8 protein-coding genes are annotated in these 15,432 nt (G+C 74.6%); all 8 read left to right on the top strand.

Annotated elements, in window-relative coordinates; all coding sequences use genetic code 11:
- The first annotated feature begins 33 nt into the window (after nucleotides 1–33).
- The 8 genes from ABIE39_RS10930 (at nucleotide 34) to ABIE39_RS10895 (ending at nucleotide 15,414) form a co-directional block, all read left to right on the top strand.
- Nucleotides 34–1,338 carry a YibE/F family protein gene (locus ABIE39_RS10930; RefSeq protein WP_354051726.1) on the top strand — a complete coding sequence of 435 codons (1,305 nt, stop codon included), beginning with the start codon at nucleotides 34–36 and terminating at the stop codon, nucleotides 1,336–1,338.
- Nucleotides 1,339–1,405: 67 nt separating this feature from the next.
- Nucleotides 1,406–2,323 (top strand): ketopantoate reductase family protein, encoded by a 918-nt coding sequence (locus ABIE39_RS10925; protein ID WP_222592382.1) that lies wholly within the window; start codon nucleotides 1,406–1,408, stop codon nucleotides 2,321–2,323.
- A gap of 96 nt (nucleotides 2,324–2,419) precedes the next feature.
- A complete protein-coding gene (locus ABIE39_RS10920) occupies nucleotides 2,420–6,664 on the top strand; it encodes an SCO7613 C-terminal domain-containing membrane protein (RefSeq protein WP_354051724.1) in 4,245 nt (1,414 codons plus the stop codon).
- 174 nt (nucleotides 6,665–6,838) lie between these two features.
- On the top strand, nucleotides 6,839–7,552 hold the full coding sequence (locus ABIE39_RS10915; RefSeq protein ID WP_074804780.1) for a LytR/AlgR family response regulator transcription factor: 714 nt from the start codon (nucleotides 6,839–6,841) through the stop codon (nucleotides 7,550–7,552).
- Nucleotides 7,549–8,931, top strand: coding sequence for an ATP-binding protein (locus ABIE39_RS10910; protein ID WP_354051722.1), 1,383 nt, complete (start codon nucleotides 7,549–7,551; stop codon nucleotides 8,929–8,931). Before ABIE39_RS10915 ends, ABIE39_RS10910 begins: the two co-directional genes overlap by 4 nt.
- A gap of 346 nt (nucleotides 8,932–9,277) precedes the next feature.
- Nucleotides 9,278–11,677, top strand: a complete 2,400-nt coding sequence (locus ABIE39_RS10905; RefSeq protein WP_209827961.1) for a glycoside hydrolase family 3 N-terminal domain-containing protein — start codon at nucleotides 9,278–9,280, stop codon at nucleotides 11,675–11,677.
- 128 nt (nucleotides 11,678–11,805) lie between these two features.
- A complete protein-coding gene (locus ABIE39_RS10900) occupies nucleotides 11,806–12,222 on the top strand; it encodes a hypothetical protein (protein WP_086149441.1) in 417 nt (138 codons plus the stop codon).
- A gap of 198 nt (nucleotides 12,223–12,420) precedes the next feature.
- Nucleotides 12,421–15,414, top strand: a complete 2,994-nt coding sequence (locus ABIE39_RS10895; protein WP_354051719.1) for a glycoside hydrolase family 3 C-terminal domain-containing protein — start codon at nucleotides 12,421–12,423, stop codon at nucleotides 15,412–15,414.
- Nucleotides 15,415–15,432 lie beyond the last annotated feature (18 nt).

The raw sequence follows: 15,432 nt of genomic DNA, 5'->3' as shown, positions 1-15,432 counted from the left end.
GGCGCCGTCGGGCCGCCGTGGCAGCATCCTCGGGTGAGCGCACCGACCCCTCCCGAGACGCCCGGGCACGGCGAGCGCCGCACGCGGTCCCGGCGGGTGCCCGACGTCCTCACGCGCGGCACCGCGCACGCCCACGGGCACGCGCACGCCCACGGCCCGGCGGCGCCCGCGACCCGTCGCGTGCGGCTCACGCTCGCCGCCCTCCTCGTGCCCGCCCTGCTCGTCACGCTCGCCGGGCTCGTCGCGCTGTGGCCCGCCGCGGCGGACGTGCCCGCGCGCATCCCCGTCGCCGCCGAGGGCAGCACGGTCCTGCGCGCGACCGTGACCGGGCCGGTCGACGAGGCGACGAGCGAGGTGCCCGCCCGGCTCGACGCGGGCTCCCGCGCGGGCGGCGAGGACGTGGGGGGCGACGCGATCACCGTCAACGCACCGCCCGAGTACGTCGCCTACGGGTTCGACGAGGGCGACCGCCTGCGCGTCCTGTACATCGCCGAGGCCGCGGGCGCGGGCGGGACGCCGTACGTCTTCATGGACTTCGAGCGCGGGCTGCCCATCGGCCTCCTCGCGGTCGCGTACGCCGTCGTGGTGCTCGCCGTCGCGCGGTGGCGCGGCCTCGCGGCGCTCGCCGGGCTCGCGGGCGCGTTCGTCGTCATCACGTCGTTCACGCTGCCCGCGCTCCTCACCGGGCAGAACGCGCTGGGCGTCGCGCTCGTGACGTCGTCGCTCGTCATGTTCGTCGTGCTGTACGTCGCCCACGGGTTCACCGCGCGGACGTCGACGGCGCTGCTCGGCACGCTCGTCGGCCTCGCGCTCACGGCCGTGCTGGGCTGGTGGGGGTCCGGGGCGGCCAACATCACGGGCCTCACGTCGGAGGAGTCCCTGTGGATCCCGCAGTACGCGCCCGAGCTCTCGATCCGGGGCGTCGTGCTGTGCGGGATCGTGCTCGCGGGCATGGGCGTGCTCAACGACGTGACGATCACGCAGGCGTCCGCGGTGTGGGAGCTGCGCGCCGTCGCGCCGCTCGCGACCCGGCGCGAGCTGTACGCGCGCGCGATGCGCATCGGTCGCGACCACATCGCCTCGACCGTCTACACGATCGCGTTCGCGTACGTCGGCGCCGCGCTCCCGCTCCTCATGGCGGTCTACCTCTCCGACCAGAACCTCGCGACCAGCCTCACGTCGGGCGAGATCGCGGAGGAGGTCGTGCGCACCCTCGTCGGCTCGATCGGGCTCGTCCTCGCGATCCCCATCACCACGGGCATCGCCGCGCTCACCGTGCCCGGCGCCGGGTCGGCGCGGTCGGTCCCCGTGGGTAGGGTCGAGGTCCCCGCGGCCTGACGGCGGGGCGCCCGCCCGCGCGGGCGGGACGACCGGGGCTTGCCGGCGCGACGACGAGAGGACCACGGTGACGGGGACGACGGGCGGATCGAGCGGCCGGGACGGCCGGGACGTGGCGGTGCTCGGGCCGGGCGGGGTCGGCGGGCTGGTCGGCGCGCTGCTCGTCCGGTCGGGCGCGCGGGTGACGTTCCTCGCGGGCGAGGCCACGGCGGCCACCCTCACGGAGCGCGGCATCCACGTGCGCAGCCGCCAGCTGGGCGACCTCCACGTCCCGGTGCGCGCGGCCACGCGCCTCGACGCCCCGGTCGACGTCGTCGTGGTGGCGGTCAAGCAGACCGCGCTCGACGACGCGCTCGACCGCGTGCCGCCCGAGGTGCTCGGCGACGGCGTGGTCGTCCCGATGCTCAACGGCCTCGACCACCTCGACGCGCTGCGCGCGCGGTACGGCACCGCGCGCGTGCTGCCCGCGACGGTCCGCGTCGAGTCCACGCGCGTCGCGCCGGGCGAGATCGAGCACACGAGCGCGTTCGTCGAGGTCGACGTCGCGCCGGGGGGCGTGGACCCGAAGCGGGTCGAGGCCGTGCGTGCGCTCCTCGACCGGGCGGGCATCCCCACCACCGTGCACGACGACGAGACGGCGCTGATGTGGGCGAAGCTCGGCTTCCTCGCACCGTTCGCGCTGCTCACGACGGCGCACCGCGCCCCGATCGGCGAGGTGCGGACCACGCACCGGGCCGAGCTCGAGGCGCTCGTCCGCGAGGTCGCCGCCGTCGCGGCGGCGAGCGGTGCGCCGTCGGACCCCGAGCGCACCCTGCGGTTCTACGACCGTTTCGGGCCCGACGCGAAGTCCTCGATGCTGCGCGACGCCGAGGCGGGCCGGCCGCTCGAGACAGACGCGGTCGGCGGCGCGATCGTGCGCGCCGCCGACCGTGCGGGGGTCGACGCGCCCCTGACGCGCGCGCTCGTCGAGCGGCTGCGGGGCTGAGCGCAGCCGCTGAAGCCGGTCCTCTTCACCGGACCGCCACGCGACCCCCTGTGGACACGTCCCCAGGCGCCTCACAGGTTCGCCAGGATGTCCGTCATGAGAGAACCGTGGGTCGACGTCGCGCTGACGCGGCTGCCCGAGACGCGTTCCTGCCCCGCGTGCGCCGCGCCGTTGCGGTCGTCGCGGTGCGACCGGTGCCTGCTCGACCTCGTCGGACCGCTCGCCTTCGAGGTGGCGGCGGCGTCGACCGACGCGGCCGACGCGCTCCGGCGGCGCCAGACCGCCCTCGACACTCTCCGGGCCGCCCAGCCCGAGGCGGCCGCGTGGGCCGCCCGTGCCGCCGTCGCGGCCCCGCCCGGCACGCTCCCCGGCACGCTGCGCGGTGGCCGGCCGGGCGCAGCAGCGGGCGGCGGCTGGGCAACCCCGGCCGGCCCGCCGCCGATGCGTCCGCTCGACGCGAGCGGGCGCGGCGCGGCGGGGCCTCGCTCGTCGACCCTGTCGCCCGTGGCCGGACCGGGCGGGCCGGCGCGTCCCGGAGCGGCCGGCCCGATCGCGCCGGTGCCGGTGCCGGTGCCGGGGCCTGCGGACGCGCGCGCCGGTGGCGTCGGTCCGGGTGCGGCCCCCGCGCGGTCCGTCGGCCTCCAGCCCGTCCTCGCCGGGGCGGGGGCCGGGCTGCTCGCCGTGGCCGCCGTCGTCTTCGTGTTCTTCACGTTCGCCGACGACCTGGCCCTGCGCGCCCTCGTCACCGGGGTGGTCACCGCGCTCACCGTCGGGGCCGCGGTGCTCCTGCGGTCGCGCGGCCTGCGGTCGTCCGCGGAGGCCGTCGCGGCGTTGGCCGTCGTGCTCGCCCTGGTCGACGTCGAGCTCGCGCTCAGCGCGTGGGCGCTCGACCCGGTGGGTGCCGCCGCGGCGCGCGCGACGCTGCTCACCGTCGTGCTCGTCGGTCTCGGCGTCGTGGGCGAGCGGGCACGCGTCCGGGCCTGGGTGACGGGTGCGGTCGTGCTCGGCCCTCTCGTGCCGCTGGTCGCTGCGCCCGCGGCGCAGGCGTCGTGGGGCTGGGCGGTCGCGCTCCTCGTGACGGCGTGCCTGACGGCGGTCGCGGGCCCGGTCGCCGCGGCGGCGGGCGCGCGCGTGGGCGGTCGCCTCGGCGCGGAGCGCAGGTTCCTGGGTGTCGTGCGCACGGGCGCCGTGCTCCTCGCGGTCCTCGTCGGGCTCACCGTCCCCGCGCCGCCGGGGCTGCCCACGGGCGCGGGTGCGGCGCTCGTCGCGCTCGGGGCGGCGCTCGTCGCGACGCTGCTCCGGGTCACGACGGCTGAGCGGCGCTGGTACGCGGTCGGCGGCGCCGCGGCGGTGCTCGCCGGCGCGCTGCTCGGCACGGGCGGCGGCGTCGGCTTCGTGGGCCTCGCGCCCGCGCTCGGCGCGCTCGCGTGGGTCGTCGTGCTGGTGCTCACCGGCCGCCGCGTGTCTGCGAGGGCGCTCCGGGTGCCCGTCCCCGCGGTGGGCCGCTCGGACGCGCTCCTCGGGGGCGCCGTCGTCGTGCTCGTCATGGCGGGTCCCGCCCTCGCGCTCGCCGGCCTGCGCGCCGCCGAGGTGCTCGTGACCCCGACCGCGGGGACGAGCGCCGCGCTCGACGACGCACCGCTGGGCGTCGGCATCCTGTCCGCCGGGCTGGCGGGCGAGGGCACGGCGCGCGGGACCGTCGGCGCCACGCTCCTCGACGGCACGCTCGTCGGGCTCCTCTCCGTGCTCGTCGTCCTGCTCGTCGCGGCCCGCCTCCCGCTGCGCACGCCGCGGACCGCGCCGCCCCTCCTCGGTGGGGCGCCGCGGCTCGGGACGGCACCGCTCGTCGTGACCGGGCGCGGGCTCGCCCCGTGGGCGGCGCTCGCGCTCGTCCTCACCCTCGTGCTCGACCCCCGGCTCGCGGGCGTCACGTCGCTCGTCCTGCTCGCGCTGCTCGCCGCGGCGCTGCTCGTCGCGACGGCGCGGCCGGCCACCGTCGCTGCGCCCGTCGGGACCGATCGCTCGGCGGCGGCCGCTGCGGGCGCCCCGTCGCCCGGGACCGTCGTGCGCGCCGTCCGGAGCGGGCTCGGACGCGCCCTGCGCCCCGTCGCGCGTCTCGTGCCGGGCCCGCGCACCGCCGTCCGCCACGGTCTGCTCCCCGGCGGCCGGTCCGAGCGGCGAGCCGCTCGTGCCGCCGCCGTCGTGGGTGCCGTGCTCGCGCTCGTCCTCCTCGTCGCCGGTTCCTGGGTCGCGCGCCCGACGGCGACCGTCGGGGCCGTCGTCGTCGGTCTGCTCCTGCTCGCGGCGCGCGCCGCCGCGCCGCGGTCCCTGCACGCGCCCCTCGTCGGCGTCGCGTACGGGTACGCGCTGCTCGTGCTCGGCGTGACGCTCGCCTGGAGCGGGGCCGGGACGGTCGTCGTCCTGTGCGGGGTGTCCGGCGTCGCCTCGCTCGCGGCGCTCGCGGTGACGCTCGCGCCACGCGTCGACCGGGGCTCGTGGTGGGCGGTCCTCGGCGTGACCGCCGTGCCGTTCGGGCTCGGGGTGCTCACCGTCGTGGACGAGCGCAGCACCTGGTCCGTCGCGGCGTGCCTCGCGATGCTCGCGCTCGAGGTCGTCCTGGTCGGCTCCCGACGTCCCGGTTCGGTGACGGCGCTGCGCGTCCTCGCCGCGGCCCTCGTGCTCCCGACGGCGGCCGTCGCCGTCGTGAGCGCGGGCGCGCTCGTGCTCCCGGGCAGCGGCTCGCCGGTCGTCCTGCCCGTCGTCGCCGTCCTGGTCGCGACGGCCCTCGCGGGGGCCCGGCCGCTCGCGGCACGGCTCGACCTCGGGGCCGGTCGCGTCGCCGTGGAGGCGAGCGCGGCGGTGACGGGGGCCATCGCCGTCGGGCTCGCGTACGGGCGCCCTGCCGCGGGGCCGACGGTCGCCGTGGCCGTGCTGCTCCTGCTCGGCGCCGGCGCGGGGCTCGCCGCGCGCGACCGCGACCGCCGGGGCGAGTGGTGGCTCGCCGCCGCGCTCGGCACCGCGGCGCTGTGGACGGCGCTCGCGGCCGCCGAGGTCGGGCTCGTCGAGGCGTACACCGCGCCGCCGGCGCTCGCCGCCGTCGTCACGGGCGCGCTCCTCGCCCGTCGTGCGCGGCGCTGGTGGGAGATCGCGAGCGCGGGTCTCGTGCTGCTCGTCGTGCCGTCGGTGCTCGTCCTGGGCGCTGCCCCGGGCGCGGGGGACGTCCGCGCGTCGCTCCTCGTCGTCGCCGGTGCGGTGGCGGTGGCCGGTGCGGTGCTGCTCCGGCAGGGGACGACGGCGGGTGGCGTCGCTCCGGCCGCGACGACCCGCAGCGCGTGGCGGCGTGCCGGTGCGCTCCGGCTCGCCGGCGCCGCGGTGCTCGCCGCGGTCGCCGGGACGGTGGAGTCGCTGCACGTCGCGCACGTCCCGGGCGGCGGTGCGCTGTTCGTCCTCGGGTTCGCGTGGGCGCTCGCGGCGGGTGGCGTGGCGCTCGGTGCCGGGCTCGTGGCGGCGCGCTCGGCCTCGGGACGAGGTGCCGCGGTCGCGCGGCGCTGGGCCGTCGCCCCCGCCCTGGGGCTCGTGGTGGTCGGCGCCGTCGCGAACGTGCGGCCCGTGTGGGGCGTCATCGCGGCGGTCTGGCTCGTCGAGGTCGCGCTCCTCGCGGTGCTCGTGGTGGCGGTGCGCCGCGCCGTGCACGGGCGGCTGGACCTCCCGCCCGCGTGGTTCCTGTGGCTGCTCGCCCTCGTCGCCGCGATCGGTGCGTGGTCGCCGCGCGAGCTGCGCGTCGAGGTCTTCTCCCTCCCGCTCGGCGCCGGGCTCCTCGTCGCGGGCTACCTCGCGCTCGTGGCGGGCACGGCGGGCACCGCGGGCTCGGCGGGCTCGGCGGGAACCGTGGGCTCGGCGGGCACGGCCGCGGGCGGACCGGGCGGTCTCCCGGCCGTGCCCCCGCGCACGGCCCGGCCCCTCGGCGGCTGGCCCGTCGGCGTCGTCGGGTCGTGGCGCGCGCTCGCACCCGGACTCCTCGCGCTCGTCGGGCCGTCGGTGCTCGCGACGTACACCGACGCGCGCACGTGGCGCGCGATGCTCGTCGTCGTGCTCGCGCTCGCGGCGGTCCTCGTCGGGACGCGCAAGCACCTCGCGGCGCCGTTCCTGCTGGGCGTCGCCGTGCTGCCGGTCGAGATCCTCGTGGTGTTCGTCTCGCAGCTCGGCACGCGCATCTCCGCCGGGCCGTGGATGCTCACGCTGGCCGCGGCGGGCGGCCTGCTGCTCATCATCGCGACGTACTACGAGCGGCGGATCGCCGCGTACGACGGCGCCGCCGCGTACGTCCGGGACCTGCGCTGACCATAATCCCTACCATGTGGCCCGTTTCTCCGCCGGGTGGCCCATAATGTTCGGGATCCGCCGCACGACGGCGGGCTCATCGGCAACGCAGGCGGGGGCGAGGCCGCGACGGCACACGGAGGTGTCCGGTCGTCGGGCCACGCCCCGGGGGCGCAGTCCCTGGAGAACGGCATCGTGATCAGGATCGGCATCGTGGAGGACGACCCCGCGAGCAGCGCGCTGCTCGTGGAGTACCTGCGACGCTACGAGCAGGAGCACGGCGAGCAGTTCGCCGTCGCGCTCTTCGCCGACGGCGAGCAGGTGGTCGCCGGGTACCGACCGGACTTCGACATCCTGCTGCTCGACGTCGAGATGCCGAACCTCGACGGCTTCAGCGCCGCCCGGCGCATCCGTCAGGTCGACGCGGACGTCGTCCTGATCTTCATCACCAACATGACCCAGCACGCGATCAAGGGGTACGAGGTCGACGCGCTGAGCTACATGCTCAAGCCGCTGCGGTACTTCGCGTTCTCCCAGGAGCTCAAGCGGTCCGTGGCCCGGCTCCGACGGCGGTCGGCCGACTACCTCCTGCTCGCGGTCGACGGCGGGCTGGCCCGCGTCGCGACCGACGACATCGTCTTCCTCGAGAGCGCGAAGCACCGCACCACGGTGCACACGGTGGACGGGAGGCACTCCGTCGTCGGGCCGCTCAAGGCGCTCGAGGCCCAGCTGGAGGGCCGGGACTTCTTCCGGAGCAACAGCGGCTACCTCGTGAACCTGCGGCACGTGCTCGCGGTCCAGGGCAGCAGCGTGCTCCTCGTCGGTGGCCACGACCTGCTCATCAGCCGGGCGCGGAAGAAGGCGTTCCTCGCGGCGCTCACCGACTACCTCGGGGCGCGACGGGCATGAGCGCCGCGACCGACCTCATGGCGACCCTGCCCGACATCCCGCGCGCCCTGACCGGCCTCGCGGAGTGGCTCGCGTGCCTGGTCTACGTGCTCCTGCGCCGACCCCGCCTGCCGCGGTCCCGGCTCGTGGCGCTCGCCGCCGCCGCCCTCGCCGCGCAGGTCGGGGTGCAGGCGCTCGCCGACCTGCTCCCGCGCCAGCTGTGGACCGTCGGGATGGCCGCCGCGGTCGCGTGCATGTACGGGTTCATCGTCGCGGCGGCGCGCGTCTCGGCGCGCGACGCGGGCTACTTCGCGGCGCGCGCGCTCGTGCTCGCCGAGCTCGTGGCGGCGCTGCACTGGCAGGTCCACTGCTTCTTCTTCCTGCCCGACGGCCGCCCCGGCACGGCCTGGCAGGCCGCGTTCTTCGTCCTCGTGTACGCGGTGGGGTACGGGGTCGCGTTCGTCGTCGAGTCCCGCCACTTCCGCCCGGACCAGGAGCTCGACGTCACCGTCGGCGAGCTGGCGTCGGCGGTCGCGATCGCGCTCGTCACGTTCTTCATGAGCAACATCAGCTTCCTCAACGCCAACACCCCGTTCAGCGGGCGCCTCGGGCTCGAGATCTTCTACATCCGCACGCTCGTCGACCTGTGCGGCTTCGTGGCCCTCTACGCCCAGCAAGGCCAACGGCTCCAGCACCAGGCGCGGTCCGAGGTGCGCGCCATCGACGAGATGCTGCGCCGGCAGCACGAGCAGTACCTGCAGTCGAAGCGGAACATGCAGATCGTCCACCGCAAGTACCACGACCTCAAGCACCAGATCGGGGTGATCCGCGCCGAGGCGGACCCGGGACGGCGCGCGTCCTACCTCGACCACCTCGAGGCCAGCATCTCCGGCCACGCCCGGCAGGCCGACACGGGCAACGGCGTGCTCGACGTCATCCTCACGACCAAGAGCCAGGAGTGCGCGGAGCGGGACATCGACCTCACGTGCGTGGTCGACGGCGCCCTGCTCGACTTCATGTCCGCGATGGACGTCGCCGCGGTCTTCGGCAACGCCCTGGACAACGCGATCGACGGCGTCATGGCCGTCCCCGACCCGGAGCGGCGCATCATCAAGGTCGCGGTCTACGCGCGCGACCGCTTCGTGCTGCTCACGGTCGAGAACTACTTCTCCGGCGAGCTCCGCACCGAGGGCGGGGACATCGTCACCCGGCGCGCCGACCGCACGCGGCACGGCTACGGGCTCAAGTCCATCCGGTACACCGCGGAGAAGTACGGCGGGTCGATGACCGTGAACACCGAGGACCGCTGGTTCCTCCTCCGCGTCCTGCTGCCCATGCCGGAGGACCGCCCGCCCACGGGCTCGCCCCGGCAGGCGGCGTCGGCCACGCACCCGGCGTAGACCTGCGCCCCGCGGCCACGGGCCCTGCCGGGCTGTCACGGGCCGTCGCACGGCCACGGGCCACCGCCCCGGAGGCCGACGGACGACCCGTCCGGGCGGGACCTGGGGCCTGTCCGCCGTGACCCCGCCGTGACCTCGGCGACCGTTCGTGGACGCAAAGCGACGGTTCGTGCACCCGGCCGCCCCGGCCGCCCCCGGCGTCCATAGCGTGACGGCGCGGCTCAGGGACCACGACGTCCCGGGCCTCGACGGGTTCGCAGAGCTCGCTGCGCCACGCACGCGCCTCCGGGTGGGTCGCCGGGGTCGGTGCGGAGCGGGTGGGCGCGGAGACGACAAGGGAAGGTCGATGAAGACAACGACAACGGCGGGACACCGCGACAACCGGGCGGGCCGCGTCAAGGGAGCGGCGGTGCTCGCGAGCCTCGCGCTCGTGGCCGCGGCGGGATGCACGGCGGGCACCACGGACGACGAGAGCGCGGCCGACGCGTTCACGACCCGGGAGGTCACGGACGGGACCACGTCCTTCGTGGTCGTCGACAACCCGGGCGACGGGCCCACCCTCTCCTACGGGAAGGACAGCGCCGTCGAGCTCCTCACCGAGGAGGTCGACGGCCAGGAGCTCGCGTTCAAGGACATGAACGCGAACGGGACGCTCGACACGTGGGAGGACTGGCGGGAGCCGGCGGAGGACCGCGCGGCGGCCCTCGCCGAGGAGCTCACGATCGAGCAGATCGCCGGGCTCATGCTCTTCAGCTCGCACGAGCGGTCGCAGGCCGACGGCCTCACGGACGCCCAGAAGGAGTACCTGACGGACTCCCACCTGCGCAACGTCCTGCACGCGGGCCCGAGCGACGTCGAGGCGACCGTCACGTGGGCCAACGAGATGCAGGCCTACGCCGAGTCGCTCGCGACCGCCGACGAGCCGTACGTCCCGGTGAACTTCGCCTCCGACCCGCGCTCGACCGCGGGCTCCGGCGGCTACAACGCCGAGGGCGCGGACATCTCGCGGTGGCCGTCGAACCTCGGCCTCGCCGCGACGTTCGACGTCGAGCACATGGACAACTTCGCCGAGATGTCCTCCGCGGAGTACCGCGCGCTGGGCATCACGACGGCCCTCAGCCCGCAGATCGACCTCGCGACCGAGCCGCGGTGGCTGCGCGTCGGCGGCACGTTCGGCGAGGACGTCGAGCAGAACACGGAGCTGGCCGCCGCCTACGTGGACGGCTACCAGAGCACGAGCGGCCAGGACGGCTGGGGCCCCGAGTCCGTCAACGCGATGATCAAGCACTGGGCGGGCGACGGCCCCGGCGAGGGTGGCCGCGAGGCCCACACCGACGCCGGCAAGTACGGCGTCTACCCGGGCGGCAACTTCGACGCGCACACCGAGGCGTTCCTCGGGTCGCTCGACTCCGCGGCCGTCATGTCGGCGTACTCGATCGCGCTCGACGGCGCGGGCGAGCCGCTGTTCGGCGAGCGCGTTGGCACGGCGTACGACGACACGCGCATGAACCTGCTCCGCGAGGAGAACGGCTACCAGGGCGTCGTGGTCACCGACTGGGGCGTCACGACCGGGATGAACGACGAGGGCGCGGTCATCGCGACCGGCTGGGGCGCCGAGGACCTCACCAAGGAGCAGCGCCACTACGAGATCCTCAAGACCGGGCACGACATGTTCGGCGGCAACAACGACGTCGCGCCGGTCCTCGCGGCCCACGAGATGTGGCAGGCCGACTTCGAGGCCGGCACCAACGACGTCGATGCCGACACGCGGTTCCGCGAGTCCGGCGCGCGCATCCTCACGATGTTCTTCAACCCGGGCCTGTACGAGAACGCGTACCTGGACCTCGACGAGTCCACGTCGATCCTGGCGAGCGACGACAAGGTCGACGCGGGCTACGCGGCGCAGCTCGACTCCGTGGTCCTGCTGAAGAACGACGGCGAGACCGTCACCGCCGCGGACGCCGAGGCGTGGAAGGACAAGACCGTCTACATCCCGCGCAGCGACAACACCGGCTTCGCGAGCTCGTTCGGTCCGGGCGAGTACACCGAGGGCGCCGGGATCGACCTCGAGGTGGCCGAGCAGTACTTCGGCACCGTGCTCACCGACGAGGCCGTCACGGACGCCGACGACAAGGTCACGAGCTACACCGCTCCCGACCTGTCGGACGTCGACCTCGTGCTCGTGGGCATGGACAGCCCGGACAACGGCGGCACGTTCTCGAACATCGGGCACGACCTCGAGAACGACACCTGGTACCCGCTGTCGCTGCAGTACCGCCCGTACACCGCGGACGGCCCGAACGTGCGGCAGACCTCGATCTCCGGCGACCTGCTCCCGGACGGCACGCGCCAGAACCGCTCCTACTTCGGGAGCACGTCGAAGATCGCGAACGAGTCGGACCTCGACGCGTTCGAGCGCGCCGTGGCGGCCGTCGAAGCGTCCGGCAAGGACATCCCGGTCGTCACCGTCCTCAAGGCGACCAACCCGATCGTGCCGGCCGAGTTCGAGGCCGCGTCCGACGCGATCGTCGTCGGCTTCGGCACGAGCGACCAGGCGCTCCTCGAGGTCGTGCTCGGCCTCCACGAGCCCCAGGGCCGCCTGCCCGTCCAGTTCCCGAAGGACATGGACACGGTCGAGGCGCAGCAGGAGGACGTCGCGAAGGACATGACGCCCTACACCGACGCCGCGGGCAACGCCTACGACTACGGCTTCGGGCTGAGCTACGGCGGGCCGATCACGGACTGACGGACCGCACGGGCGGGCGGTCGCACGAGCGGCCGCCCGCCCGGGGCGGACGGCGCCCGTCCGGCGCCGTCCGACCCCGACCACGCCGCGGGGTGGGCCCGCGGCACGAACGAACCAAGGAGCAGGAAGTGAAGCGGAACAAGGCGCTGACCACGGGGATCGGGCTGCTCGTCGCCGTCACGGGGGCCTTCGGGCTGACGGCGTGCGGGAACGGCGACGACTCCGCCGCCGGGCCGTCGTCGTCCGAGAGCCAGGCGACCGACGTCGACGTGGCGACCGACCTCGAGAACGCGCGCACGGCGGTCGCCGACGCGCTCGCGGAGGACGACAGCTGGGCGCAGATCATGCTCGCCAGCGACGTCAAGGAGCCGACGGTCAAGTACGGCCTCCTCGTGGTGCCGTTCGTCCCCTCCGACGCCGCCTCGCGCGTCCAGGGCACGGTCGACATCAAGGACGGGAAGTACACGATCGAGGCCGACTCCGCCGAGACCGGCGAGACGTGGCAGATCGACCAGGACGGCACCATCACCCCGGCCGGGGAGTAGCCGCACCGCTCCCCGCCGTCCGCCTCCCCGCCCGCCTCGCCGGGCGGACGGCGAGGCGGACGGCGGGGGCACCGGACGGCACGGGTCGAGCACGGACGACCGTCCGTGCCGCAGAAACGACCGATCGTGCAGCCGCGGCGGGCGGCGCCGTACCCCGCTCCTAGCCTGAGGAACGGGCCGCACTCGAGGAGGAATGCAGTGAACGCCAGGGCGAAGAACGCCGACGGTGCCAGGACACCGATGTCGAACAAGAAGTTCCTGTGGATCTGGGTCCCCGTGCTCGCGACGGTGACCGTGCTCGTCGTCGTCGCGAACGTCGCGCTCAACGTCGCGGGCGGCTGGGTCGCGTCCCAGCTCGGGTCCGGCACCTACACGTTCACCAACTCCGAGGAGTCCTCGGGCTGGGACACCGCGTACTACACGGCCGAGCACGACAGCCAGGAGTCCGTCGACGAGGCCGCGAAGACCCTCGTCGAGGAGATCGCGGCCGGCGGCATCGTCCTCGCGAAGAACGAGGCCGGCGCGCTGCCCCTCACGCCCGACGCCCGCGTGACCATGCTGGGCCGCGCGTCCGCGGACCCGGTGTTCGGCGGATCGGGCTCCGGCTCGGTCGACACGAACTCGGCCGTGACCGTCCGCGGGGGCCTCGAGAACGCGGGCCTCACGGTCAACGACGAGGTCTACGCCACGATCGAGGCGTTCGCGGCGGAGAACCCGCGCGGCCACATCGAGATGGACAACCCCGACGCGTCGAGCTACACCGTCGGCGAGCTGCCCGTCGGCGACTACGAGGCGCGGTCCGGGACCTTCGCCGAGTTCGGCGACGCCGCGATCGTCACGATCGGCCGCCCCGGCGGCGAGGGCGGCGACCTCACGCGCGACATGACCGGCTGGGACGACCACGCCGAGCCGGGTCAGCACCAGCTCGAGCTGAACAAGGACGAGAAGGACCTGATCGCGCTCGCGAAGGCGAGCTTCGAGACGGTCGTCGTGGTCGTCAACGCGTCCACGACCCTGGAGCTCGGCGAGCTGCAGGCCGACCCGGAGGTCGACGCGATCCTCCTCGCGGGCTCGCCCGGCGCCACCGGCTTCAACGCCCTGGGGTCGGTCCTCACGGGCGAGGTCAACCCGTCCGGCCGCACGGTCGACGTGTGGGCCGCCGACTTCACGGCCGACCCGACGTTCGCCAACTTCGGGAGCTTCTTTTACTCGAACGTCGAGGCGTCCTACCCCGTCTCGGCGGTCGAGAAGGCGACCTCCAACGCGACCGTCACGAGCAACGCGCCGTTCGTGAACTACAGCGAGGGCATCTACGTCGGGTACCGCTACTACGAGACCGCGGCAGCCGAGGGCTTCATCGACTACGACGACGCGGTGGTCTACCCGTTCGGCTACGGCCTCAGCTACACCGACTTCGCGTGGGCGGTCACGGGCACCGAGGCGGGCGACGTCGACGGGACCGTCGCGGTCACGGTCGAGGTGACGAACACGGGCACGGTCGCCGGACGCGACGTCGTCGAGCTCTACTACTCCGCGCCGTACACGCCCGGCGGGATCGAGAAGTCCGAGGTCGTCCTCGGCGACTTCGCCAAGACCGGGACGATCGCGCCGGGCGCGAGCGAGACGGTGACCCTCGAGCTCGCCGTCGAGGACATGGCGTCCTACGACCACCTGGGCGCGAAGGCGTACGTCCTGGAGGCGGGCGACTACACGCTCAGCCTGCGCACCGACTCCCACACCGTCGCGGCGGGCACCGAGCCGATCACCTACCCGGTCGCGTCCGACGTCGTGTACACGGGCGAGGAGCACCGCGCGTCGGACCTCGCCGAGGTGACGAACCGGTTCGACGACGTCTCCGCGCGTTTCAGCGCCGACGGCGCGGACGGCACGGTCGTCCCGATGTCCCGCGCCGACTTCGCGGGCACGTTCCCGCAGGCCCCGACGGCCGAGCAGTCGGTCGCGGACGAGGCCACCCAGGAGGGCTTCGCCGCCTGGGACCACGAGGCCGAGGCCGCCGCGTTCGACGGCGAGATGCCGGCGACGGGCGAGCGCTCCGACCTGACGCTCGTCGACCTGCGCGGCCTGCCCAAGGACGACCCGCGGTGGGAGGAGCTGCTCGACTCCCTGACGGTCGGCGACATGACGGACATGCTCCTCAACGGCGCGTACCAGACGGCCGCGATCGCCTCGATCGCCAAGCCGCAGACGGTCGAGCCGGACGGTCCGGCGGGCTTCTCGTCCTTCATCAACTCGTCGATCAACGGCGTCGCCTACCCGTCCGAGGTGCTCATCGCGCAGACGTGGGACGTCGACCTCGGCACCGCGATGGGCACGATGATCGGCGAGGAGGCCCTGCAGAAGGGGCTCAACGGCTGGTACGCGCCCGCGGTGAACCTGCACCGCTCGCCGTTCGGCGGCCGCAACTTCGAGTACTACTCGGAGGACCCGCTCCTCTCGGGCCGGATGGCCGCAGCCGTGTCGAACGGCGCGGCGAGCAAGGGCGTCTACACGATGCTCAAGCACTTCGCGCTCAACGAGCAGGAGACGAACCGCGTCGACAACGGCCCCGCGACCTGGGCGACCGAGCAGACGATCCGCGAGATCTACCTCAAGCCGTTCGAGCTCGCGATCAAGGACGTCTCCCTGGACGTCCGGTACATCGCGGACGACGAGGGCACGATCGAGGAGACGACGGTCGGCGCGCTCGGCATCATGAGCTCGTTCAACCGCATCGGCGCGACGTGGACGGGCGGCTCGAAGCCGCTCATGACGGACGTGCTGCGCGGGGAGTGGGGCTTCGAGGGTTTCGCCATCACGGACTTCAACCTGTACCCGTACATGAACCCCAACGAGGGCCTCGACGGCGGTACGGACCTGACGCTCACCTTCCAGCCGTCGAAGTCGTTCGGCGACACGACGTCCGCGAAGGCGGTCACGGACATCCGCAACGCGACCCACAACATCCTGTTCACGGTGGCCAACTCGAACGCCATGAACGGGCTCGCCCCCGGCGCGACGGTCACCTACACGCCGCCCACCTGGGTCTACGTCCAGATCGGCGTGTCGGTCCTCCTCGGGCTGCTCGTCCTGGTCGGCGCCTTCCTCGTGGTCCGGCGCGTCCGCCGGCACCGGTCGGCGGCCGAGGAGGTCGCCGCACCCGCCTCCGAGCCGGCGGTCCCCGCCGCCCGGTAGCCGGTGACCACGGGTCTC

The organism is Cellulosimicrobium sp. 4261, from assembly GCF_040546915.1.
In the GTDB taxonomy this organism is placed as follows: domain Bacteria; phylum Actinomycetota; class Actinomycetes; order Actinomycetales; family Cellulomonadaceae; genus Cellulosimicrobium; species Cellulosimicrobium cinnabarinum.
Note: the sequence above shows the minus strand (reverse complement) of the source record. Positions and strands in the feature narration are given on the sequence as shown.